We start from the raw sequence: 22,224 nt of genomic DNA on the forward strand, positions 1-22,224 counted from the left end.
GTGCACCTGCCGTGCCCAGCTGCGGTTGGGGCATCCCCTGCTCTTCGAGAGCCTGGGGAAGGGTTTTCAGACGCGGTGCCGTTGATGGTCTGTCGGGCATCGGACCGCGTGGCGTGGGCACCGCCGGCTGTGAGAGGGACGGGAATGGAACCGACCGAGAGCGCCGCCCCTGACTCACGGCTGCGCCGGATGACCGGCGCATGGCTTGGGGGAGGCCGCCGGACAGTGCGGTCCTCGGAGCAGCCCGGCACGGGCGTGCGCGGCTCGACGTACCTCACCGACGGCACCGGCCCCGGTGTCGGCGGACTCGGCGCCGACCGCGATCCCGGCCTGCCCGGCCACGATCCCGAGCGGCACGTCTCCTGGCCCGCGCTGCCCGCGGCGGTCGTCGCGGCGGCCGGGTTCGTCCTGGGCGCCGGTTTCTACCGGGCGTTCAGCGGCGACCACGCGCTCTTCCCGTCCGGCGCCGTCGGCTGGGCGCTGGCTGTGCTGACCGGCATCATCGTCGGCCACCTGGTCGCCCTCGGCCGGGCCCGCTGGTGGGGCGGCACCGGATCCGGCGCGGCGCTCACCCTCGCGGTCCTGCTGCTGTACGGCTGGGTGCCCGCCGGAATGGTCAGCCTGACCGTCGTCGTCCTGGTCGGCGTCGCGCGCCGCAACCGCTGGCGGCAGGGGGTGCTGCACGGCGCGGTCGACATCCTCGGCATCGGCGCCGGAGCGCTGGTCCTGGCCGCGTTCGGGCGGTTCCCGTCCGTCGAGACGCCCTGGAACCCGGAGACCTGGAGCGTCTCCGCCGCACCCGAGGTGGTGCTGGTCGCGGTCGCGTATCTCGCGGTCACCCGCGCCCTGCTCTGGTACCTGCACGCACCGCGCACCAGCGGTCTGCCCACCGTCGCGCGTACGGCCCTGGTCAGACAGGGGCTCGTCGCGGGTGCGTTGCTCGGGATCGCGCCGCTGCTCTGTGTGGTCGCGGTCGCGCTGCCGGTGCTGCTGCCGCTGTTCTCGATCCCCCTGATCGCGCTCGACTCCACGCTGTGGATCGCTCGCGCGCGGGCGGAGGAGCAGCTGCTAGATCCGCTGACCGGGTTGCCCAACCGGCAGTGGCTGCTCGAACGCACCTGGACGGCCCTGGACGATGCCGAGCGCATTGGGGCGCGTTCTGCCCTGCTGCTGATCGACATGGACCGTTTCCGTTCCGTGAATGACACGTTGGGGCATCTCGCGGGGGACCGGCTGCTCCTTCAGATAGCAGACCGGCTGCGGCTCGCACTGCCGCGCGGGGCGGAGGCCGCGCGGCTCGGCGGCGACGAGTTCGCCGTGTTACTGCCGGTCGCCGACTCCACGACGTCGGCCACGCGGGTCGCCCGCAACCTTGTCGCCGCGCTCGGCTCGCCGCTCGACCTCGACGGGCTCACCCTCGTCCTGGAAGCGAGCGCCGGGCTCGCCGTCTTCCCCGATCACGCGCTGGACGCGGAGGGGCTGCTGCGGCGCGCGGACGTCGCGATGTACCAGGCCAAGCGGGACCGGACCGGGGTGGAGGTGTACGAGTCCAAGCGGGACTCGAACACGCCGGACCGGCTGGGCCTGCTCGGCGACCTGCGCCGGGCGCTCGACGCCGGTGACGTGGAGCTGCACTATCAGCCGAAGGTCCGTTTCGACGGGCAGGTCGCCGGACTTGAGGCCCTGGTCCGCTGGGTGCATCCCGAGCGCGGGAAGGTGCCGCCGGACGAGTTCATCGCCATCGCCGAGTCGTCCGGGCTGATGCCGCACCTCACCGAGTACGTGCTGGACACGGCGCTCGGGCAGGTCGCGCGGTGGCGGGCGCAGGGGCTGTATGTGCCGGTCGCGGTGAATGTCTCGCCGCGCGATGTCCACACTCCCGGGTTCGCCGGGGCGGTGGCCGCGCGGCTCGCCCGGCACGGGGTTCCCGCGGGGGCGTTGCAGCTGGAGATAACCGAGCATGTGCTGCTCGAGGATCCGCAGCGGGCCGCGGACACCCTGGCCGCGCTCACCGGGCACGGGGTGAAGATGTCGCTGGACGACTTCGGTACGGGGTATTCGTCGCTCGTGCATCTGCGCCGGCTGCCGGTCAGCGAGCTGAAGATCGACCGGTCGTTCGTCGCCCGGCTCGCGGTGGACAACGAGGACGCGGAGATCGTGCGCTGCACCCTCGATCTCGCGCATTCGCTCGGGCTGCTCGTCGTCGCCGAGGGGGTCGAGGACGACGAGACGTGGGAGCGGTTGCGGGACCTTGGGTGCGACGCGGTGCAGGGGTGGCTCGTCGCTGCCGCCATGCCCGCCGACGAAGCCACGGCGTGGCTGCGCGCCCGCGGGTCGCGGGGGTGGCAGCGGCCCGCTGCTTCGTTGCCTGCATCGTTGCCTGCGGCTGCGGCGGACGAATAGGGGGCCCGCCGGCACCGCTGGCACCTCCGGCACCGCCCGCTCTGCGGTCCGTGCTCCTCAGTTGGAAAGTGCGGCCATCCTTGGGGGTGTTCCGCCGTCGACGGCTGCGGGTTCGTGGCCCTGCGGGTTCGTGGCCCCGCGGCCTTTGAGCGCCGCGCCATCTGCACCGGCGCCGCCGCCTGCCGAACTCGCCTCCCCGTGCACACCCCTGGGCCCGCGCCCGCCCCGCGCCCTACACTCGACTCGCCTCACGTGGCGATAAGTCGGTTCAAATCGGCTCTGGTGGTGGGTGGATGGCAGAAGTCCCGTTGGCCGAGGCGATTGCGAAGTTGCGGGTGGAGTTGCAGACGGCGATGGCGGTGGGGGAGGGGCAGCCGCTGAAGTTCGAACTGGACTCTGTGGTGCTGGAGTTGGAGGTCACGCTCAGCGCGGGGGTCGGGGCGAACGCCAAGGCCGGGTTGTGGAGCGTGGTGACGACCGGGGCATCGGCGGAGCGGAGCCGGGGGTCGACGCATCGGCTGACGCTGACGTTGGCGCCGCGTCTCGCCGGAGCGCCCGACGGGCAGAAGGTCCAGGTGGGGGACGAGATGGCGCAGCGGCCGCCGGTGGTCCTGCCCGACTGAGGCCCTGCGGGTCCGTACCGCGGATCTGGTGACAGGCGAGGCCGGCAAGGGGGAGTCGGGCCATGGACAGTGAGCAGCGGCGGCGGGGAGCTCACCGGGTGGTCGAGGTCTGGGCCGGTGGCCGGGACGGGGTGAGCTACGGGTCGGGGTACGCGGTGGGGGACGACCTCGTCCTGACCGCACGGCATGTGCTGCGCGAAGGGCCGCCGTACCGCCTGCGGATGTTCGGCGAGGCGGACGACGTCGAGGCCCGGCTCGCCTGGGAACCCGAAGGCGCCCTGGACGCCGCCCTGTTGCGCGTGCCCTCCGCGCCCTGGCGGACCGCGCCGGACCGGGGCGCGCTGCGCTGGGGCCGGGTCAAGGACAGCGGCGTACGGTGCTGGGCGCACGGATTCCCCCAGGCGCAGCGGCGGGCCGACGGGTCCCGCGAACCGGAGACCCTGCAAGGAACGATCAGCAGGACCACCGGCGCCCTGGGCGGGCGGTACCACGTCGACATCACCAGCGCCCACCCGGTCTCCCTCGGCGCGGGCGCCTCCGCCTGGCAGGGCATGTCGGGTGCCGTACTGCTGGGCCCCGGTCGGGAGTTGCTCGGCGTCGTGGTCGCCGACCCGGTGATGTTCGGCGGGCGCAGGCTCGAGGCGGTCACCGTGTCGCGGCTGCTGGAGGACCGTCGGTTCGCGGGCCTGGTGAGGGTGTACGCCCATCAGGTCGAGGAGGTGTATCCGTGGCCGCGGGTCGCCGAACTCGACGCGCGGGCCGACGGGTTCCTGACTCCGGCGTACGAGGACCTCGACCCGGTGGGCGCTCCGGACTTCCTGCTCCTCCAGGCGAAGTACCACCGCGTTCCCTTCCTCGGCCGCGAGGAGGAACTCGGGCGGCTGCGGCGCTGGTGGGCCGCGCCGGAACGGTTCAGCGTGGCGGTGGTGACCGGCGACGGAGGCGCGGGCAAGACCCGGCTGGCCGCGGAACTGTGCCGGGAGGCCGTGGCGGACGGCTGGTCGGCCGGGTTCGCCAGCCTCAGGGAGCTGACCCTCGCGCACGACACACGGGTCGAACTCGTCTGGCCCACCCTGCTGGTGATCGACTATCCGGACGGTCTGACGGACTCTGTCGGCCGGCTGCTCGCCGGGTTCGGCCGCCCCGGCCGCCGCGGTGCGCCGCTGCGTCTGCTGCTGCTCGACCGGACGCCCGGTCAGGACGCCGGCGATCCCCGCGTCGGCTTCCCGCTGCCCGACTCGGTCACCTGGTGGGCCGACCTGCGCCGCAGCACCTCGGGGCTGGTCGAACACAGCACCAGGGAACTCATCCGCCTCGCGGCGGGGCGCCTGGAACCGGCGGACCGGGTCCGGCACGCGCGCAAGGCGCTGGGGGCCTTCGGCGGCGGTACGGTGCCCGCGGTGCTGCCCGATCTCAGCGACGCCGGATACAGCAACCCGCTCAAGGTGCACCTCGCCGTGCTCCTCGCCCTGCGCGGCCAGACGTCCCCGACAGCGAGCGGCACCCTGAAGCTCTTCGTCGGCCGCGAACGGACCCGTTGGGAGGGGCGCCTCGGCGCGCACGGCATCGCGGACCTCCACCCGACCACCACCCACCAGGCGGTGGTCCTCACCACGCTCACCACCCCTACCCGCACCGAGGCGGAGGCCCTGCTCACCGCGCTGCGCGAGCTGGATGACCACGGCGAGTCCGACGGCAGGGAGCCCGGTGGCGGCGGGGACGGTCGTGCTGGGACCCGTGGCGGTGGGGACGGTCGTGCTGGGACCGGTGGCGGTGGGGACGGTCGTGCTGAGACCCGTGGCGGTGGGGACGGTCGTACTGGGATCGGTGGCAGTGAGTCCGGCCGCGCCGACTCCGATCGCAGTGAGTCCGGCCGTACCGAGTCCGACCGAAACGAAACCCGCCGCAGCGACACCGCCCAACCTGACACCGCCCGCCCCGAATCCACCCGCCCCGAAGCCCCCCGCAGCGAAACCGCCCGCCCCGAATCCGCCCGCCCCGAATCCGCCCGCCCCGAATCCGCCCGCCCCGAATCCGCCCGCCCCGAATCCACCCGCCCCGAATCCGCCCGCCCCGAATCCACCCGCCCCGAAGCCCCCCGCAGCGAAACCGCCCGCCGTGTGCGGACCTCGGAGTGGCTCAAGGAGTTGTTCCCCGGACCGGGCGACCAACTGGCCCCGCTCGCCCCCGACCTGCTCGCCGAGCAGCTTCTCGAAGACACCGGGGTGGATCTCGCCCGCCTGGTCCGTCGCCTCCACGATCACCCCGCGCGCACTCTCGACCACACCGTCCGCATGCTCGAAGTCCTCCAGCTCGCCGCCCGCCAGGACGGCCGCCGGCACGTGCGCGCCGCGCTGCGCGGGCTCCTCGTGGCCCGGCTCGGCGGGCTGGCCGAAGAGGCCGCCGCCCAGCCGGAGTCGCAGTTGCCGAGTCTTTTGGAGACCTCCGTCGAGTGGGGCGCGGCGCTCGACACGGACGGCGCCCTGGCCACCGCGGCCGCCGCCGTGTGCCATCCGGGCCCGGTCCCCGCCCGCACGGTGGCCTCCCTGCGCTGCCGCGTCGCCGCGCTGGCGGTGGCCGGATACGACGCCCGCCCCCTCCTCACCCCCGCCGAACTCCGCACCCGCGCCGACCTCCTCACCGACCTGGTGGCCCACCGCGAGGCCGTAGGCGACCTGGGCTCGGCGACCCTGGACGCCGAGCGGGCGTACACGGAGAACGAGAGTGCCGACCCGCCGACCCGGGCTCGGGCGGCGTACAACCTGGGCACCTGCCTGGCGCGCTCCGGCGACCGCGACCGCGCGGTGGGCCTGCTGGGCCGGGCGGCCGAGCAGTACGAGCAGCTCGCCACCCAGGACCCGCGCCACCGGGACGCCTGCGCCGACGCGTTGATCAACCTCGCCGCCTGCCATGCCGACGCGGGCCGGCAGGGAGACGCGGCCAGGACGCTCGCGCGGGCGATCAGGAGCAGCGGCGCGCAGCGGTCCTTCATCGTCGACATGCGGGAGCTGCTCGTCGATCTCGCCCGCAGCCTCGACGCCGTACCGGAAGGCGCCCCGTCGCTGGCGCCGGACCCGGGCGGCTACCGCCCGTGCGCCGGTTCCGACCCGGACTGGCCCCACAATGAAGCGGGCTTCACGCTGACGCTCGAACGCGTGCTCGCGCGCGTCGTCGAGGGCTTCGGCGCCCGCGCCCCGGACCGGCTCAGGAACGCGCTCGTACCGCTGCTGTCCCGGCGCGCGGCCGGGAACCAGGCCCGCTACCAGGCATTCGACCAGGCCGAGCAACTGCGCGTACTGGCCTGGATGATGACCTTGCAGAACCGGTACGACGCAGCCCTCGTGCCCGCCGGGGAGAGCGTCGAGCTGCTGCGCCGTCTCGTCGTTCCCGGGGAGCCCTCGCAACGCTGGATGCTCGCCCGGGGCCTCGGCATCCTTGTCGACTACAGCCGGGCGGCCGACCGGACCGACGAGGCGCTCGGGTATGCCCAGGAACTGGTCGCGGAGCGTCGCGCGATGCTTCCCGAGGACTTCGTCGCGTACGCGCCGACCGGTGCCACGGCCTCCCACGGGGCGCTGGACGCCCCGGCTCCGGGGTCCGCGCTGGCCCGGGCGCTGGGCGACCTGGCCGATCTGCTGCGCGTCGCCGACCGGCTGCCGGAGGCCGTCGAGGCGGGCCGTGAGGCGTTCGCCCTGTACGCGGAACTGGCTCAGCACCATCCCGAGCACCGGCGGGACCTCGGGCAGATCGCCGCCGAGTTCGCCGACCTGCAGTTCCAGCTCGACCGGCCCGACGAAGCGGTGGACGCTCTGCGGACCGAGGCCGAGGTCTTCGGTGAGCTGGCCGCGGAGGACGAGCAGTACACGGGCCGCGCCGCAGAGGCCTTCACGAACCTCAGCGACCTCCTGCTCTTCGCGGGCGGCGATGGACCCGCGCGGTCCCTCGCCGCCGCCGAACGGGCGGTCGGCCTACTGGAAGGGCGCGGGGCAGCCGAACCGGACCGTCCGTTCGGCGAGGCCCACGCGCTCCTTTCCCTGAGCACCGCGCTCCTCACCCTGGGCCGGACGGTGCAGGCGGCGGACCCGGCCGAGCGGGCTGTGGCGATCTGCCGTGCGGTGGCCGACGGCGGCGACGAGGGCCGGGAGGCGCTCGCGCGGGGACTGAGCCTGGTCGGCGTATGCGCCCTGCGTCTGGGCCGCCTCGAGGACGGCGTCGCCGCGGCCCGCGAGGCGGTCGGCATCCTGACCGAGCTGCCCGTCGAGGGCCCGGTGCTGCGCCTCATGCACGGCATGGCGCTCGGCACGCTGGCCGCCGGACTGCTGTTGGTCGGGAACCCGGCCGAGGCGGAAGACCGGGCGGCCGAGGCATCCGCCGTCTACGACGGCTTCGAGGAGCGGGGCGAGGCGTACGACGAGTTCGGCGTGAACCGTGCGGAGGCGCTGGTCACCCTGGCGCAGTGCCGGATCGACCTCGGCCGCCCGGAAGAGGCGCTCGGCCCGCTGGCACGGGCCACGGAGGATCTGCGGCCGTACGCGGCGGACAATCCGGTCGTCCGCCATGCCCTCGCCAGGACCCGCTACACCCACGGACTCTGCCTCGCCGGACTGGGGCAACACGCGGAGGCGCTGGTGGAACTGGGGCAGGCGGAGCATCTGGTGCGGGACGCCGCCGATGTCAACCAGGCCATGTTCCTGGCCGAAACCCTCTCCACCCAGGGCAGTTGCCACGTTCAGCTCGGCCGCGCCGACCTGGCGGCAGAGCGGTTCGCGGAGTCCGCAGGCGTGTTCGAGAGCCTCCCGCCCGAGGTTGCGGCGGCCGTCGAGGTATCGAGGGCCAGGACGCTCGTCGCGCTGGCGGAGAGCTTGCTGGGCCTCGGCGAGCTGCCGGACGCGATCGACGGGGCTGAGAAGGGCCTCGAGCTGCTGGGTGCCAGGGACGCTCCCGCGGAGGTCTTGCTCCGGGGCGGCGCGCACCTGGTGCTCGCCCGGTGCGGTCATCAGCTCGGCGAGCCCTTCGGGGACCACGCCGACGCCGCCGTCGCGCTCCTGCGCGGTCTGCCGGCCGACGATCGCTCCGTACGCCTGGTCCTCGCCAAGACCCTCGGCGTCCAGGCCGTCCACCGGTTCACCACGGCCGCCCAGGCCGGGACGGAGGAGGCCGCCCTGGCCGCGTACGAGGAGACGGTCGCGGTGGCGTCCGAGGCGGCGGAGCTGTACCGGGAGTGGCCGGGCGAGCAGGAGGCGCTCGTCGGCCTGGGCTCGGTGCTGAACCTGGTGGGCTGCTCCCTGACCGCCCTCGCGCAGCCCGCCGAGGCGCTGGGCCCGCTGCGCGAGGCCGCGGACATCTTCCGGGGATTCGGCGGCGCCCACCTCGACATCATCCTGGAACTGGTCGCCGCGCAGACCCAGACGGCCCTGTGCCATCTGCACCTGGGGCAGCCCGCCCAGGCGCTGATCCCGTACGAGGAGGCCGCCGTCCTCCTCGACCCGCTGGCCCGGCAGAACCCGCACGAGTACGGCCTCGAGCTCCTCGATGTCCTCGACGGCCAGACCCGCACCCTGCGCGCCCTCGGCAGGGACGACGAGGCCGAGGCGGTGCAGACCCGCGCAGGACAGTGGCGCCAGGCAATCGCGTAGCCCGCGCGCAGCCCATCGGGGGTCCGGGCGGGCCGTAGGGAATCCGCCCGCCCGGCCCGCAGGCAAACCGTCCGCGCCCCTGCGGACAAACATCCACGCAGCCCGCACGCAGCCCGTCAGGGGCCCGCGTGAATCCGCCCGCGCCCCCGCGCGTATCCGCCCGCCCGGCCCGCAGGCAAACCGCGCGCGCCCCTGCGGACAAACATCCACGCAGCCCGCACGCAGCCCGTCAGGGAGCCCGCCCGAATCCGCCCCCACCCCCCACAGACAATCCGTCCACGCCCCCCGCAGACAAACCGTTTCACGGGCACGGGTCCCCGCCCCATAGGATTGGGCCCAAACCACACACACTCACCCCAGAGGATCGCTGCATGCCTGGCATCACGCGCGAGGAGGTCGCCCACCTCGCACGGCTGGCGCGTCTGGAGCTGAAGGGCGAAGAGCTCGACCACTTCGCAGGCCAGCTCGACGACATCATCGGCGCGGTCGCCCGCGTCAGCGAGGTCGCCGACCAAGACGTACCGCCGACCTCTCATCCGCTGCCGCTGACGAACGTCATGCGCGCGGACGAGGTCCGTCCGTCGCTCACCCCCGAGCAGGCGCTCTCCGGCGCCCCGGCCCAGGAGCAGCAGCGTTTCAAGGTGCCGCAGATCCTGGGGGAGGACTAATCACCATGACGGACACCAACGTCAACATCATCAAGCTCACCGCGGCCGAGATCGCCCAGAAGATCGCGGACGGCGAGCTCACGGCCGTCCAGGTCACCGAGGCCCACCTCGCCCGTATCGAGGCCGTCGACGAGAAGGTGCACGCCTTCCTGCACGTCGACAGGGAAGGGGCGCTCGCCCAGGCCCGTGCCGTCGACGCCAAGCGTGAGCGCGGCGAGACGCTCGGCCCCCTCGCCGGCGTTCCGCTCGCGCTCAAGGACATCTTCACCACCGAGGGGATCCCGACCACCGTCGGTTCGAAGATCCTCGAGGGCTGGATCCCGCCGTACGACGCGACCCTCACCAAGAAGCTGAAGGCCGCCGACGTCGTCATCCTCGGCAAGACCAACATGGACGAGTTCGCCATGGGGTCCAGCACCGAGAACAGCGCGTACGGGCCGACCGGCAACCCCTGGGACCTCACCCGTATCCCGGGCGGCTCCGGCGGTGGCTCCTCCGCAGCCCTCGCCTCCTTCCAGTCGCCCCTCGCGATCGGCACGGACACGGGCGGCTCCATCCGCCAGCCCGCGGCCGTCACCGGCACGGTCGGCGTCAAGCCGACGTACGGCGCGGTCTCCCGTTACGGCATGGTGGCGTTCTCCAGCTCCCTCGACCAGGGCGGACCCTGCGCCCGTACGGTCCTGGACGCCGCCCTCCTGCACGAGGTCATCGCCGGGCACGACCCGCTCGACTCGACCTCCATCGACGCCCCGGTCCCGCCGGTCGTCGAGGCCGCCCGCAACGGCAGCGTGGCGGGCATGCGCGTCGGCGTCGTCAAGCAGTTCCGCGGCGAGGGCTACCAGGCCGGTGTCGTGCAGCGCTTCGACGAGGCCGTCGCCGTCCTCAAGGAGCTGGGCGCCGAGATCGTCGAGCTGGACTGCCCGTCCTTCGACCTGGCGCTCGCGGCGTACTACCTGATCGCGCCGTCCGAGTGTTCCTCGAACCTCGCCCGCTTCGACGCCATGCGCTACGGCCTCCGCGTCGGCGACGACGGCACGAAGTCGGCCGAGGAGGTCACCTCCCTCACCCGCGAGGCCGGCTTCGGCCCCGAGGTGAAGCGCCGCATCATGCTCGGCACGTACGCGCTCAGCTCCGGCTACTACGACGCGTACTACGGCAGCGCCCAGAAGGTCCGTACGCTCATCACCCGCGACTTCGAGAAGTCGTTCGAGCAGGTGGATGTGATCGTCTCGCCGACCACGCCCACCACCGCCTTCCCGATCGGCGAGCGTGCCGACGACCCGATGGCGATGTACCTCGCGGACCTCTGCACCATCCCGACCAACCTGGCGGGCAACTCCGCCATGTCGCTGCCCTGCGGTCTCGCGCCGGAGGACAACCTGCCGGTCGGTCTGCAGATCATCGCCCCCGCGATGAAGGACGACCGCCTTTACAAGGTCGGCGCCGCCGTCGAGGCCGCCTTCGTGGAAAAGTGGGGGCACCCGCTGCTCGAGGAGGCTCCGTCGTTGTGAGTAAGGCACTGTCCAAGGCCAAGGGCTTCAAGAAGTCCAAGTCCGGTACGTACCTGTCCATCGCGACCACCGCGTTCGGTGCCGTCGGCGTCGCCAAGCAGGCCAGGAAGGCCCGCACGGAGCACGACACGCTGCGCCTGATCGACGCGGCCGTGTCCGCCGCCGCCATCATCACTGGCCTCGCCATCCTCTACCGGGAGCTCAAGCGCCTGGGCGACGACGACGTCCTGCTGGGCTGAGAGGGAAGTTTTCACCGTGACCACCACGACCGACGAGTTGGTGTCGTACGAGGACGCGCTGGCGTCGTACGACCCCGTCATGGGCCTCGAAGTCCATGTCGAACTCGGCACCAAGACCAAGATGTTCTGCGGGTGTTCCACCGAACTCAAGCAGGACGCCAACTCGCAGACCTGCCCGACCTGCCTCGGCATGCCCGGCTCGCTGCCCGTCGTCAACGCGACCGGCGTCGAGTCCGCCATCAAGATCGGTCTCGCGCTGCACTGCGAGATCGCCGAGTGGTGCCGCTTCGCCCGGAAGAACTACTTCTATCCGGACATGCCGAAGAACTTCCAGACCTCCCAGTACGACGAGCCGATCGCCTTCAACGGCTATCTCGACGTGCAGTTGGAGGACGGCGAGGTCTTCCGCGTGGAGATCGAGCGCGCCCACATGGAGGAGGACACCGGCAAGTCCACCCACGTGGGCGGTGCCACCGGCCGTATCCACGGCGCGACGTACTCCCTCCTGGACTACAACCGCGCCGGTATCCCGCTCATCGAGATCGTCACCAAGCCGATCGAGGGTGCGGGCGAGCGCGCTCCCGAGGTCGCCAAGGCGTACGTCGCCGAGCTGCGCGAGCTCATCAAGGCGCTCGGTGTGTCGGAAGCCCGCATGGAAATGGGGCAGATGCGCTGCGACGTGAACCTCTCGCTGCGCCCGCACGGCCGCGAGAAGTTCGGCACGCGCTCCGAGACGAAGAACGTCAACTCGCTGCGCTCCGTGGAGCGTGCGGCCCGCTTCGAGATCCAGCGGCACGCCGCGGTGCTGAACTCCGGCGGCACGATCATCCAGGAGACCCGCCACTTCCACGAGGACACGGGGTCCACGACCTCGGGCCGCGTGAAGGAGGAGGCCGAGGACTACCGGTACTTCCCGGAGCCCGACCTGGTCCCCGTCGCGCCGTCCCGCGAGTGGGTCGAGGAGCTGCGCGCCGGCCTGCCCGAGCAGCCGCTGGCCCGCCGCAACCGGCTGCGCGAGGAGTGGGGCGTCAACGCCCACGACATGCAGTCGATCCTCAACGCCGGTGCCATCGACTCGATCGTCGCCACGATCGAGGCCGGTGCGGATGCCGCGTCCGCCCGCAAGTGGTGGATGGGCGAACTGGCCCGCAGCGCCAACGAGTCGGGCAAGTCCCTGGAGGACCTGCCGATCACCCCGGCGCAGGTCGCCCGGGTGGCGCAGCTCGTCGCCGCCGGAGAGCTGAACGACAAGCTGGCCCGCCAGGTCATCGAGGGCGTCCTCGCCGGTGAGGGCACTCCGGACGAGGTCGTCGAGAAGCGCGGCCTGAAGGTCGTCTCGGACGAGGGCGCGCTGACCGCCGCCGTCGACGAGGCCATCGCCGGCAACCCGGGCGTCGCGGAGAAGATCCGCGGCGGCAAGGTGGCCGCGGTCGGCGCCCTGGTCGGCGCGGTCATGAAGGCCACCCGGGGGCAGGCCGACGCGGCCCGCGTCAAGGAGCTGATCCTGGAGAAGCTCGGCGTCAGCGAGGGCTGAGGCCCGCGTTTTCCTGCGCGCTGGATTTCTTACGCGCGGGTTGTCTTACTCCCTAGGGGGGTGCATCGGTCCCGATGCACCCCCCTAGGGCCGTCATCAGGCGCACAGCCTCAGGCGCTACGCTCGCGCGCCATGAGTGGAAGCAGTGACTCCGAGACGCCCGACTTCGAGGATCCGGCGCAGGACGCGCGGCGCGCCCGCTGGACGGCGATCGGGACCGGAGCGCTGCTGACCCTGGCCGGCCTCGCGGCATCGGCGCTGCGCTCCACCGGCAGCGCGACCGCGCTCGTGCCCGTGGCCTACGCCTCGGGCGCCGCCCTGTGCGCCGTCGCGTCGGTGCTGGGCGCCCGGGGCCGCACCAGACGGGCGCTGTGGCTGCTGGTCGCCGGGGTGATGGTCATGGCGGTGGGGGACCAGTTCGACTGAGGCGACAGTCCGGTGGGGACCAGTTCGACTGAGGCGACAGAGTTCGGGCGAATGTCCTGTGACTTGTCTCGCACTCGCGCCCATGCTCGGCATGCTGATCGGGCTCGGCGTCGGCATCGACTACGCGCTGTTCATCGTGACCCGGCACCGGAGCGGGCTGAAACGCGGGCTCCCGGTGGCCGAGGCCGCGCGGAACGCCGTCGCGACCACGGGGCGCGCGGTCGTCTTCGCGGGCGCCACCGTCTGCATCGCCCTGCTCGGCATGCTCATACTGCGGCTCGGCTTCCTCAACGGCGTCGCGATCGCCGCCTCCTTGACGGTCGTCTTCACCGTCGCGGCCTCGGTGACCCTGCTGCCCGCGCTGCTCTCCTTCATCGGTCCACGCGCGCTGAGCCGCCGCGAGCGCCGCCGGCTGTACGAGCACGGGCCCCAGCCGGAGATCCCGACCGGCCTCGCCGCCCGCTGGGCCGTCTTCGTGGAACGCCACCCCAAACTGCTCGGCGCCGTCGCCGTGGTCGTCATGGCGCTGCTCGCCCTGCCGACGTTCTCGCTCCACCTGGGCACCTCGGACCAGGGCAACGACCCGAGGCCGGCGACCACGCGCCAGGCGTACGACCTGCTCGCGGAGGGCTTCGGGCCGGGCGTGAACGGGCCGCTGACGCTGGTCACGCGCGTCGGCGGCGCCGAGGACAAGCTCGCGCTCGACAATCTGGACACCACGCTCCGGGCGACCGAGGGCGTCGCGGCGGTCACCCCGGTGACGTACAACACCGGTGGCAGCACCGCGTACCTCGCCGTCGTCCCGGAGTACGCGCCGCAGTCCCAGAAGACCAGCGATCTCGTCAACAGGCTGCGCACCGACGTACTGCCGCGCGCCGAGGCCGACACCGCGCTCGATGTGCACGTCGGCGGGGTGACGGCGAGCTACGACGACTTCGCGGCCGTCATCGTCGGCAAACTGCCTCTCTTCGTGGGTGTCGTCATCGGGCTCGGCTGCGTCCTGCTGCTGCTCGCCTTCCGGTCCCTCGGCATCCCGCTGAAGGCCGCCGTGATGAACATCGCCGCCGTCGCCGCCGCCTTCGGAGTCGTCGTCGCGATCTTCCAGTGGGGCTGGGGCAGCGAACTGCTCGGCCTCGGCCGCGCGGGCCCGATCGAGCCCTTCCTGCCCGTGATCATGGTGTCGGTCCTCTTCGGTCTCTCCATGGACTACCAGGTCTTCCTGGTCAGCCGGATGTACGAGGAGTGGCTGGAGACCGGCGACAACCGGCGCGCCGTCCGGGTCGGCCTCGCCGAGACCAGCCGCGTGATCAACTCCGCCGCCGTCATCATGATCTCGGTCTTCCTCGCCTTCGTGCTCAGCGGCGACCGCGTCATCGCGATGTTCGGCATCGCCCTGGCCTCGGCGGTCGCCCTCGACGCCTTCGTCCTGCGCACGCTGCTCGTCCCCGCCCTGATGCACCTGCTCGGCGGCGCCAACTGGTGGCTGCCCCGCCGGCTGCCGCGCATCAGCATCGAGCCGCCCGAGTGCCGCGCCGCCCATGAGAGGCTGGCCGCGGTGACGGACGCCGAGGTGGCGGACGTACTGGCGAAGGGGCGACAGCGCGATGTACGCGATATCTCTGGGTGACGACGGAGTGGAACTTCGGCCCCTGGAGCCGTGGCGCGCCGAGGAGTTCCTGGCGCATCTGGACCGGGGCAGGGAGTTCATCGGGCAGTTCATCCCCTTCGGGTCGAAGGCGACGGACGTGGAGTCCGCGCGGGCCCTGCTCCAGAGGTACGCCGACATGCGCGCCGCGGACACCGGGTCCCTCCATGGCCTGTGGCTGAACGGGAAGCTCGTGGGCGGGGTGCTCTTCCTGAACTTCGACGCGGAGCACGGGAACTGCGAGGTCGGGTGCTGGCTGGAACCCGCCGGTACCGGACGCGGGCTGATCACGCGCGCGATGCGGGTGCTCATCGACTGGGCCGTCGAGGAGCGCGGGATCCACCGGGTCGAGTGGATCGCCGCCTCGGGGAACCAGCCGAGCCTGAACGTGGCCCGGCGGCTGGGCATGCGCCGGGACGGGGTGCAGCGGGAGAGCCATCCCTATCGCGGCGTACGGCACGATCTCGAGATGTGGTCCGTCCTCGCCCCCGAATGGCGAGAGGCACGCGCGCGTGCCTCTCACAACGATCATTAAGGGACCTCTCAGACAGCATCCGTACGGTGCGGGTCATGGGAACCAAGACAGTTGACGAGACCGGGGTCGAGACCGGCACCGAGGCGAAGAGCGACCAGGAGACGGTGGACGTCACCAAGACCGACGTCACCAAGGCCGACGAGGCGACGGAGACCGAAGCGGACGCCTCGGCCGACACCCCGGACGACGACGAGTACGACTACGACGAGGACCGGGCCGACCAGGCCGAGGCGATCGCCGACAAGGCCTCCGCGGGAGTCGGCCAGGGTGCGGCCGCGGTCGTCTCGGCCGCCCTGGGCCTGGTCTCGCTGACCGGCGGCTGGCTCGGCACCGTCGCGCAGGCGCGCGACTCGCTGTACGGCCAGCTGGAGACCGCGTCGACCGCGAGCGTCGCCACGCAGATCAAGCAGGTCTACGCCGACTCGTGGAACACCAACGCGCTGGTCGCCGGCTTCTTCGCGCTGGCGGCCCTGATCGTCGGCGTCGTCGTGCTGGCCCGCCCGGCGTTCGGGAACCCCGACCGGGTGCAGGCCCCGTGGATCAAGTCCGTCGCCTGGGCGGGCGTCGCGCTCGGGTTCATCGGCCTGCTGCTGGCCGTTCTCAAGTACTCCGACATCCTCCTGGCCGTGCCGACCACGAGCAGCTGAGCACCCGCTTCCTGAGCTTTCCTGAGGGGCCTTAGTCCCGGCGTAAGTCACTTACGCCGGGACTAAGGCCCTTCGCGTGCGCAAGATGCGGAACTCTCCCGATGTGGCGCACCCCCCTGGCAGACGAAGGTTGAGACATCGCAGCAAGCGAGGCCGAAACCGACTCTTCACGAGGGGCACGAGATGTTCGAGTACGAGCTTCACCAGATCCGATCCGCAGAGCTGATCCGCGAGGCCCACAACCACCGAGTGGCCCAGGAGGCCCTGCGCGGCCGCCGTGCCGCCCGCCGCGCCGCCGCGCGCGAGTCCGGACAGAACGACCCGGAGGGGCAGGCCCATACGCCCCGTCCCCGCCGGCACCGGTTCGCCCGCGCCGCGTGAGCGCCGGGCGGGGTGAGGACGGTCGTACGGGGGTCGGCCGTCCTCACCGGGCGGTGGCCGCACCGGCCGCCGTCCTTCCGTACCAGGCGACAACCGCCCTCCCGCGCGGGGCGGTTGTCGCCCTTACGCGCGAGGCGGCCACCGCCCTTCCGATAACCGGTGCCGCACTGTCGGACCCCTGTGCGATGCTCGGGTCCGTGGAGACCAGGTCCGTCAGCCCGGTGTTCGTCGGCCGCGGCGACGAACTGGGAATACTGCACGATGCGCTCGCCCGCGCCGCCGCGGGCGAGCCGCAGGCGTTGCTCGTCGGCGGAGAGGCCGGGGTCGGCAAGACGCGCCTGCTCGAGGAGTTCGCCGCCGCGGCGAGCCGCGAGGGAGCGGTCGTCGCCTGCGGCGGCTGCGTCGAGATCGGCGCCGACGGACTGCCGTTCGCCCCCTTCTCCACCGCCCTGCGCGCGCTGCGCCAGCTGCTGCCGGACGAACTCGCCGCCGCTGCCGCCGGACAGGAGGAGGAGCTGGCCCGGCTGCTGCCCGAGCTGGGCGAGGCCACCCGCGGCCGGCACTACGAAGAGGAGGGCATGGCCCGCCTCTTCGAACTCACCGCCCGCCTCCTGGAGCGCGTCGCCGCGGACCGCACGGTCGTCGTCGCCCTCGAAGACCTGCACTGGGCCGACGCCTCCACCCGCCATCTGCTCGCCTACCTCTTCCGCACGTTGCGCAGCGGCCGACTCGTCGTCGTCGCCACGTACCGCGCCGACGACATCCACCGCCGCCACCCGCTGCGCCCCCTCCTCGCCGAACTGGACCGCCTCCGCACGGTCCGCCGCATCGAACTCGGCCGCTTCAGCCGCGCCGAGGTCGGCCGCCAGATCGCCGGAATCCTCGCCCACGAACCCGACCCGGCCCAGGTCGACGAGATCTTCGAGCGCTCCGACGGCAACGCGTTCTTCGTCGAGGAACTCGCCGTCGCCGCGCACGAGGGCTGCCGTACGGGGCTCACGGACTCCCTCCGCGACCTGCTCCTCGTACGCGTCGAAGGCCTGCCCGAGAGCACCCAGCGCGTCGCCCGGATCGTCGCCGAGGGCGGCTCCACCGTCGAGTACCGGCTGCTCGCCGCCGTGGCGCGGCTCGCCGAGGACGACCTCATCGAGGCGCTGCGGGCCGCCGTCAGCGCCAACATCCTGCTCGCCTCGCCCGGCGGCGACGGCTACCGCTTCCGCCACTCCCTGGTCCGCGAGGCCGTCAGCGACGACCTGCTGCCCGGCGAGCGCTCCCGTTTCAACCGCCGCTACGCGGAAGCCCTGGAGGCCGACCCGGCACTCGTACCGTCCGCCGAGCGCGTCACCCGCCTGGCCAGCTACTGGTACCACGCCCATGACGCCGCCAAGGCCCTCCCCGCCGTCCTGGACGCCTCCGTCGAGGCCCGCTGCCGTCACGCCCACTCCGAGCAACTGCGGCTCCTGGAACGGGCGATGGAGCTGTGGGACGTCGCCCCCGACGCCGTACGGGCCGAACTGCGCCCCGTCGACTACGTGGAGGTCTACCCTCCCTGCGGCTGCGACCCGGCGACCACGCCCCTTCGCTATCTCGACCTGATGGCCGAGGCCGCCGTCGCGGGCCGGCTGTGCGGGGAGCGCGAGCGCGCCCTGAAGATCACCAAGCGGGCGCTGCATCTGCTGGAGGACGAGGACGATCCGCTGCGCGCCGCCTGGTTCTGGACCCAGCGCTCCCGCCTGGTCCAGGCACAGGCCCGCGGCGACGGCTGGCAGGAACTCGCCAACGCCCAGGACCTGGTGCGCGGCCTGCCGCCCTCCGCGGTGCACGCCGACGTCCTCTCCAACGTCGCCGCCTGGTGCATGCTGCACGAACCGGGCCCCGGCGCCCTCGCGGCCGCCGAGCAAGCGGTGGAGTACGCGCGCATGGTGGGCGCCCGGGACATCGAACTGAACGCCCGGCTCACGCTCGGCGGCCTCATGGTCGACGCGGGTGACGTCGAGGCGGGACTCGAGGAGATGTACGAGGTCAGGCAACGGGTGAACCGGTACGGCGCCTCGCTCGTCGTGGGCCGGGTCCACATCAACCTGCCCTCCCACCTGGAGTCGGTCGGCCGCTCCCGCGAGGCCGCCTCGGTCCTGCGGGAGGGCGTCGAACTCGCCCGCAAGCAAGGCCTGTTGGACACCGAGGCCTGGGTCTGGGGCAACCTCTCGGAGTCGCTCTACGCACTCGGCCAGTGGGACGAGGCCGTCGAGGCCGCGGGGAACACGCTGCGCATCGGACTCAGCGGCAAGGCGTCCGGTATCGGCGCCACCCGTCTGTCCTCCCTCGCGCTCGCCCGCGGCGACCTCGCCGAGGCGGGGCGCCGCATGGCCGCCGCCCGCGACCATTTCGGCACCCACGACCCCACGCCGCAGCACTCCCTGCCCCTGGTGCGCGTCGCCATCGGCATCGCCGCCGGTGAAGGCCGCCTCCTCGACGCCCGCACCACCCTGGAACAGGCCCTGAACGCGGGCTTCCCGCCCGGCACCCAGCGCTACGGCTGGCCGCTGCTGCTGGCCTCCGCCATGGCGGAGGCCGACGCCCGCGGGCTGCCCGTCGCCGAAACGGCCCGCGCCGAAACCGTCGAACGCATCCGCACGGCCGCCAAGTCGCTGGCCACCGGCGCGCCCGTCTGGCTCGCGTACGAGCAGTGGGTGCGCGCCGAACTCAAGCGCGCCGAGGGCATGACCACCCCGCACGACTGGTCCGAGGTGGTCACCACCTTCGAACCCCTGGAGCGCCCCTACGACCTCGCCCGGGTCCGGCACCGCCTCGCCGAGGCCCTGCTGACCTCGGGCGCGGAGGACGAGGATCGTGCCCGCGCCACGGAGCTCCTCCGGCTGGCCCGGGCCGCCGCCGACCACCTCGGCGCGCGCCCGCTCGGCGATGCGGTCGCCCTGCTTGCCCAGCGGGCCCGCCTCGCCCTGGGCCGCGCCCCCGAACCGTCAGCCCTTGCCCCCGTCGACCCGGCCGTGGCGCTCGGCCTCACCGGCCGCGAGCGCGACGTCCTCCGTCTCGTCGCCGCCGGCCGCAGCAACCGCCAGATCGCCGAGGAACTCTTCATCTCCCCGAAGACGGCCAGCGTCCACGTGTCGAACATTCTGGCCAAGCTGGGCGTCTCAGGACGGGGGGAGGCGGCGGCCGTGGCCCACCGGCTGCGGCTGTTTCCGCCGGAGCCCCCCGCTGCCCAGGCGGCAGGCTGAGGCTTACGCTGTAAGGGATCCGGGCCGGAGGAGGCGCCGTGTTCAACATGTTCGAGGAGCTCTTCGCACCAGGTCGCAAGCACACCAACGACGAACGCAGGCGGCTCGAACTGACCCGCGTCGACCTGAACGACGGCGACCCGGGCCGCGGCCCCATCGACCTCTCGTCCGGCAAGGTGGTCGTACGGCTGCCGGGGCAGGAGCGGGCGAGCACGGGGGAGGACGCGGACGCGGACCCCGACTCGGATCCGGACCCCGACTCGGATCCGGACCCCGACTCGGATCCGGACCCCGACTCGGATCCGGACCCGGACGCGGAACTGGAGCCGGACGAGGCCTGAGGCCCTGCGCCGTGCCTGTGCCCTGCGCCTGTGCCCTACGCGGCTACTTCACCTCCAGCTCCAGAATCCTGTCGTCCCCCTTCCCGGGGCTGCCGCGGCCGTCCGTCTCGCTCGTCGTCAGCCAGAGTTTGTCGCCGCCCGCGGAGACGACCGTGCGGAGGCGGCCGTACTTGCCCTGGAGGAAGGCCTGGGGGGCGGCGGAGGCCTTCGTGCCGTTCAGCGGGATGCGCCACAGGCGTTCGCCCTTGAGGCCCGCCATCCAGATGGAGCCCTCGGCGTAGGCGATGCCGCTGGGGGAGGCTTCGTCCGTGTGCCACTGGGCGATCGGGTTGTGGTACTTGGAGTTGTCGCCCTTGCCCTCGACCACCGGCCAGCCGTAGTTGTCACCCGGCTTGATCTGGTTCAGCTCGTCCCAGGTGTCCTGGCCGAACTCGGAGGCCCACAGGCGCTGTTTGTCGTCCCAGGCGAGACCCTGGACGTTGCGATGCCCGTACGAGTAGACGACCGAGTCGCCGAACGGATTGCCCGGCGCCGGCTCGCCCTCCGGTGTCATCCGCAGGATCTTGCCGCCCAGCGCCTTCTTGTCCTGGGCCTGCCCGCGGTCACCGGTTTCGCCCGCACCCGCGTACAGCATCTTGTCCGGGCCGAACGCGATCCGCCCGCCGTTGTGGATGATCCCCTTGGGGATGCCCTTGAAGATGGTGTCCGGTGCGCCCAGCTGCTCTCCGGACGGCTTCTGCTCGTCGTACAGCATGCGGACTATGCGGTTGTCCGACGCCGTCGTGAAGTAGGCGTAGATCATGTGGTCCGAGGCGTAGTCCGGGGAGAGCGCGATGCCCAGGAGGCCGCCCTCTCCGGCGGGGGCCACTCCGGGCACCTCTCCCAGCACCGTCTTCTTGCCGGTCTTCTCGTCGACCCGTGTGATCGTCCCCTTGTCCCGCGAGGACACCAGGAGGCCGCCCTCGGGGAGCGGGGCGAGGCCCCAGGGGGTGTCGAGGTCCTCGGTGACGGTGCGCACCACCTTCACCGAGCCCTTGGCGGGCGGTGTCTCCTCGGCGGGGGCCTTCTGGGAGGACGACTCCGGCGCCGTACTCCCGAGGTTCGGGAACGCGCTCCCGCTGTCCGAGCCGCCCCCGCCCCCGGAGGAACATCCGGCCGTCACCAGAAGCGCGGCCGCGGCCAACACGGCTGTCACTGCTCGACGTTGCACCATCAAGGTCCCTTCGACGCGGCGGTCCTACTGTTCATACACCGCTCGCGTTCCACGGGTTCCCGATCACGGACAAGCAATCCGCGCATCGTCCCGCCGCACCGGGAACCTCGTCAGTCCCACGACCCCAGCGCCCCGGGCAGCCGCGCCACCTCCGCGAGATCCGCCGCCGTCAGCCGCAGCCCGGCCGCCCCCGCGTTCTCCGTGACCCATCGCTCCCGCTTCGCCCCCGGCACCGGGACCACGTGCCGCCCCTGCGCCAGGACCCAGGCCAGCGCCACCTGCGCGGGCGTGACCTCCTCCCCGTGGCGGCGGGCGACGCGGCGCAGCCCGGCGACGATCGGCTGGTTCGCGGCCATCATCTCGGCCGTGAAGCGGGGGTGCCGGGCGCGCACGTCGTCGGGCTCGAAGCCCTCGCCGGGCGTCAGCGTGCCGGTCAGGAAGCCGTTGCCGAGCGGCATCGCCGCCAGAAAGCCGACCCCGCGCGCCGCGCACCACGGCAGCAGTGCGTCGAGGGCCTCCGTCGACCACACGGACAGCTCGGCCTCCACCGCGCTCACCGGGAAGACCTGCTGCACCCGCTCCAGCTGGCGGATCGTTCCGTCGTGCAGCCGCGCCCCCGAGCGGCGGCCGGAGCGCGCGCCCACCGCGCACAGCCCGAGCGATCGCACCTTTCCGGCCGACACGAGCTCCGCCATGGCGCCCCAGGTCTCCTCGACCGGAACCTCGGGGTCCGCGCGGTGCAGCTGGTAGAGATCGATCACGTCCGTCTGCAGGCGCCGCAGCGACGCGTCGCACGCCCGCTTCACATAGCCGGGCCTGCCGTTGGCCACGATGTGCTGCTCGCCCACCAGCAGGCCGACCTTGGTCGACACGAAGGCCTCGGAGCGCCGCTCCTTCAGTACCCGCCCCACCAGCAGCTCGTTGGTGAAGGGGCCGTACATGTCGGCCGTGTCGAGCAGCGTCGAACCCCGGTCGAGCGCCGTGTGCACCGCGCGCAGCGACTCCTCACCGCGCTGCCGCGAACCGGTGTACGCCCAGCTCATCGGCATGCACCCGAGCCCGACCGCCCCCACATCGAGCGCCGCCGCCCCGATCGTCCTGCGCTCCACCTGGCCGTAACCCTCCCTCTCCTGGCACCCCAACCTAACCTCTGTGCGTCCCGGTGCCTGACATAGCCTCCAGA

The 22,224-nt window shown here is 72.5% G+C and carries 15 protein-coding genes and 1 pseudogene; 14 read left to right on the top strand and 2 right to left on the bottom strand.

Annotated elements, in window-relative coordinates:
- Positions 1-144 precede the first annotated feature (144 nt).
- From ACZ4WS_RS33765 to ACZ4WS_RS33830, 14 genes and pseudogenes are all read left to right on the top strand, one after another.
- Complete coding sequence (locus ACZ4WS_RS33765; RefSeq protein ID WP_467986530.1) at positions 145-2,403, top strand: putative bifunctional diguanylate cyclase/phosphodiesterase; 2,259 nt, start codon at positions 145-147, stop codon at positions 2,401-2,403.
- A 293-nt stretch (positions 2,404-2,696) separates the two neighbouring features.
- Positions 2,697-3,026 (top strand): trypco2 family protein, encoded by a 330-nt coding sequence (locus ACZ4WS_RS33770; RefSeq protein ID WP_467986532.1) that lies wholly within the window; start codon positions 2,697-2,699, stop codon positions 3,024-3,026.
- 62 nt (positions 3,027-3,088) lie between these two features.
- Positions 3,089-8,662, top strand: a complete 5,574-nt coding sequence (locus tag ACZ4WS_RS33775; protein WP_467986533.1) for a trypsin-like peptidase domain-containing protein — start codon at positions 3,089-3,091, stop codon at positions 8,660-8,662.
- A gap of 371 nt (positions 8,663-9,033) precedes the next feature.
- Complete coding sequence (gene gatC / locus ACZ4WS_RS33780) at positions 9,034-9,330, top strand: Asp-tRNA(Asn)/Glu-tRNA(Gln) amidotransferase subunit GatC (RefSeq protein ID WP_015036350.1); 297 nt, start codon at positions 9,034-9,036, stop codon at positions 9,328-9,330.
- Between the two features lie 5 nt (positions 9,331-9,335).
- Positions 9,336-10,841: an Asp-tRNA(Asn)/Glu-tRNA(Gln) amidotransferase subunit GatA gene (gene gatA / locus ACZ4WS_RS33785; RefSeq protein WP_467986534.1), complete on the top strand. Its 1,506-nt coding sequence runs from the start codon at positions 9,336-9,338 to the stop codon at positions 10,839-10,841.
- On the top strand, positions 10,838-11,080 hold the full coding sequence (locus tag ACZ4WS_RS33790; RefSeq protein WP_467986535.1) for a hypothetical protein: 243 nt from the start codon (positions 10,838-10,840) through the stop codon (positions 11,078-11,080). The genes gatA and ACZ4WS_RS33790 overlap by 4 nt, the downstream gene beginning before the upstream one ends.
- Before the next feature lie 16 nt (positions 11,081-11,096).
- Entirely contained in the window at positions 11,097-12,614 is a 1,518-nt protein-coding gene (gene gatB / locus ACZ4WS_RS33795) for an Asp-tRNA(Asn)/Glu-tRNA(Gln) amidotransferase subunit GatB (protein WP_467986536.1), read from the top strand.
- A gap of 132 nt (positions 12,615-12,746) precedes the next feature.
- Positions 12,747-13,040 carry a hypothetical protein gene (locus ACZ4WS_RS33800; protein ID WP_467986537.1) on the top strand — a complete coding sequence of 98 codons (294 nt, stop codon included), beginning with the start codon at positions 12,747-12,749 and terminating at the stop codon, positions 13,038-13,040.
- Positions 13,041-13,110: 70 nt separating this feature from the next.
- Positions 13,111-14,667 (top strand): annotated as a pseudogene (locus ACZ4WS_RS33805) (MMPL family transporter); the annotation flags it as partial.
- Positions 14,645-15,220 (top strand): GNAT family N-acetyltransferase, encoded by a 576-nt coding sequence (locus ACZ4WS_RS33810; protein WP_467986538.1) that lies wholly within the window; start codon positions 14,645-14,647, stop codon positions 15,218-15,220. The pseudogene ACZ4WS_RS33805 and the gene ACZ4WS_RS33810, both read left to right, overlap by 23 nt.
- 35 nt (positions 15,221-15,255) lie before the next feature.
- Positions 15,256-15,867, top strand: a complete 612-nt coding sequence (locus ACZ4WS_RS33815; protein WP_467986540.1) for a hypothetical protein — start codon at positions 15,256-15,258, stop codon at positions 15,865-15,867.
- 183 nt (positions 15,868-16,050) lie between these two features.
- Positions 16,051-16,248, top strand: a complete 198-nt coding sequence (locus ACZ4WS_RS33820; protein ID WP_467986542.1) for a hypothetical protein — start codon at positions 16,051-16,053, stop codon at positions 16,246-16,248.
- A 185-nt stretch (positions 16,249-16,433) separates the two neighbouring features.
- Entirely contained in the window at positions 16,434-19,487 is a 3,054-nt protein-coding gene (locus ACZ4WS_RS33825; protein ID WP_467986543.1) for a helix-turn-helix transcriptional regulator, read from the top strand.
- A gap of 38 nt (positions 19,488-19,525) precedes the next feature.
- Entirely contained in the window at positions 19,526-19,828 is a 303-nt protein-coding gene (locus ACZ4WS_RS33830) for a DUF6191 domain-containing protein (RefSeq protein WP_467986544.1), read from the top strand.
- A 43-nt stretch (positions 19,829-19,871) separates the two neighbouring features.
- Here the strand turns inward: ACZ4WS_RS33830 and ACZ4WS_RS33835 are convergent, their stop codons facing one another.
- Positions 19,872-21,041, bottom strand: coding sequence for a PQQ-dependent sugar dehydrogenase (locus tag ACZ4WS_RS33835; RefSeq protein ID WP_467986546.1), 1,170 nt, complete (start codon positions 21,039-21,041; stop codon positions 19,872-19,874).
- A 110-nt stretch (positions 21,042-21,151) separates the two neighbouring features.
- Positions 21,152-22,150, bottom strand: a complete 999-nt coding sequence (locus ACZ4WS_RS33840) for an aldo/keto reductase (protein ID WP_467986547.1) — start codon at positions 22,148-22,150, stop codon at positions 21,152-21,154.
- Positions 22,151-22,224: the final 74 nt, after the last annotated feature.

This window comes from Streptomyces sp. NPDC029292, assembly GCF_055569295.1.

Excerpts from the sequence above, each read along its gene's own strand:
- ACZ4WS_RS33765 (WP_467986530.1), top strand. The coding sequence starts at position 145 with ATGGAACCGACCGAGAGCGCCGCCCCTGACTCACGGCTGCGCCGGATG.
- ACZ4WS_RS33770 (WP_467986532.1), top strand. The coding sequence starts at position 2,697 with ATGGCAGAAGTCCCGTTGGCCGAGGCGATTGCGAAGTTGCGGGTGGAG.
- ACZ4WS_RS33775 (WP_467986533.1), top strand. The coding sequence starts at position 3,089 with ATGGACAGTGAGCAGCGGCGGCGGGGAGCTCACCGGGTGGTCGAGGTC.
- gatC (WP_015036350.1), top strand. The coding sequence starts at position 9,034 with ATGCCTGGCATCACGCGCGAGGAGGTCGCCCACCTCGCACGGCTGGCG.
- gatA (WP_467986534.1), top strand. The coding sequence starts at position 9,336 with ATGACGGACACCAACGTCAACATCATCAAGCTCACCGCGGCCGAGATC.
- ACZ4WS_RS33800 (WP_467986537.1), top strand. The coding sequence starts at position 12,747 with ATGAGTGGAAGCAGTGACTCCGAGACGCCCGACTTCGAGGATCCGGCG.
- ACZ4WS_RS33810 (WP_467986538.1), top strand. The coding sequence starts at position 14,645 with ATGTACGCGATATCTCTGGGTGACGACGGAGTGGAACTTCGGCCCCTG.
- ACZ4WS_RS33815 (WP_467986540.1), top strand. The coding sequence starts at position 15,256 with ATGGGAACCAAGACAGTTGACGAGACCGGGGTCGAGACCGGCACCGAG.
- ACZ4WS_RS33820 (WP_467986542.1), top strand. The coding sequence starts at position 16,051 with ATGTTCGAGTACGAGCTTCACCAGATCCGATCCGCAGAGCTGATCCGC.
- ACZ4WS_RS33825 (WP_467986543.1), top strand. The coding sequence starts at position 16,434 with ATGCTCGGGTCCGTGGAGACCAGGTCCGTCAGCCCGGTGTTCGTCGGC.
- ACZ4WS_RS33835 (WP_467986546.1), bottom strand. The coding sequence starts at position 21,041 with ATGGTGCAACGTCGAGCAGTGACAGCCGTGTTGGCCGCGGCCGCGCTT.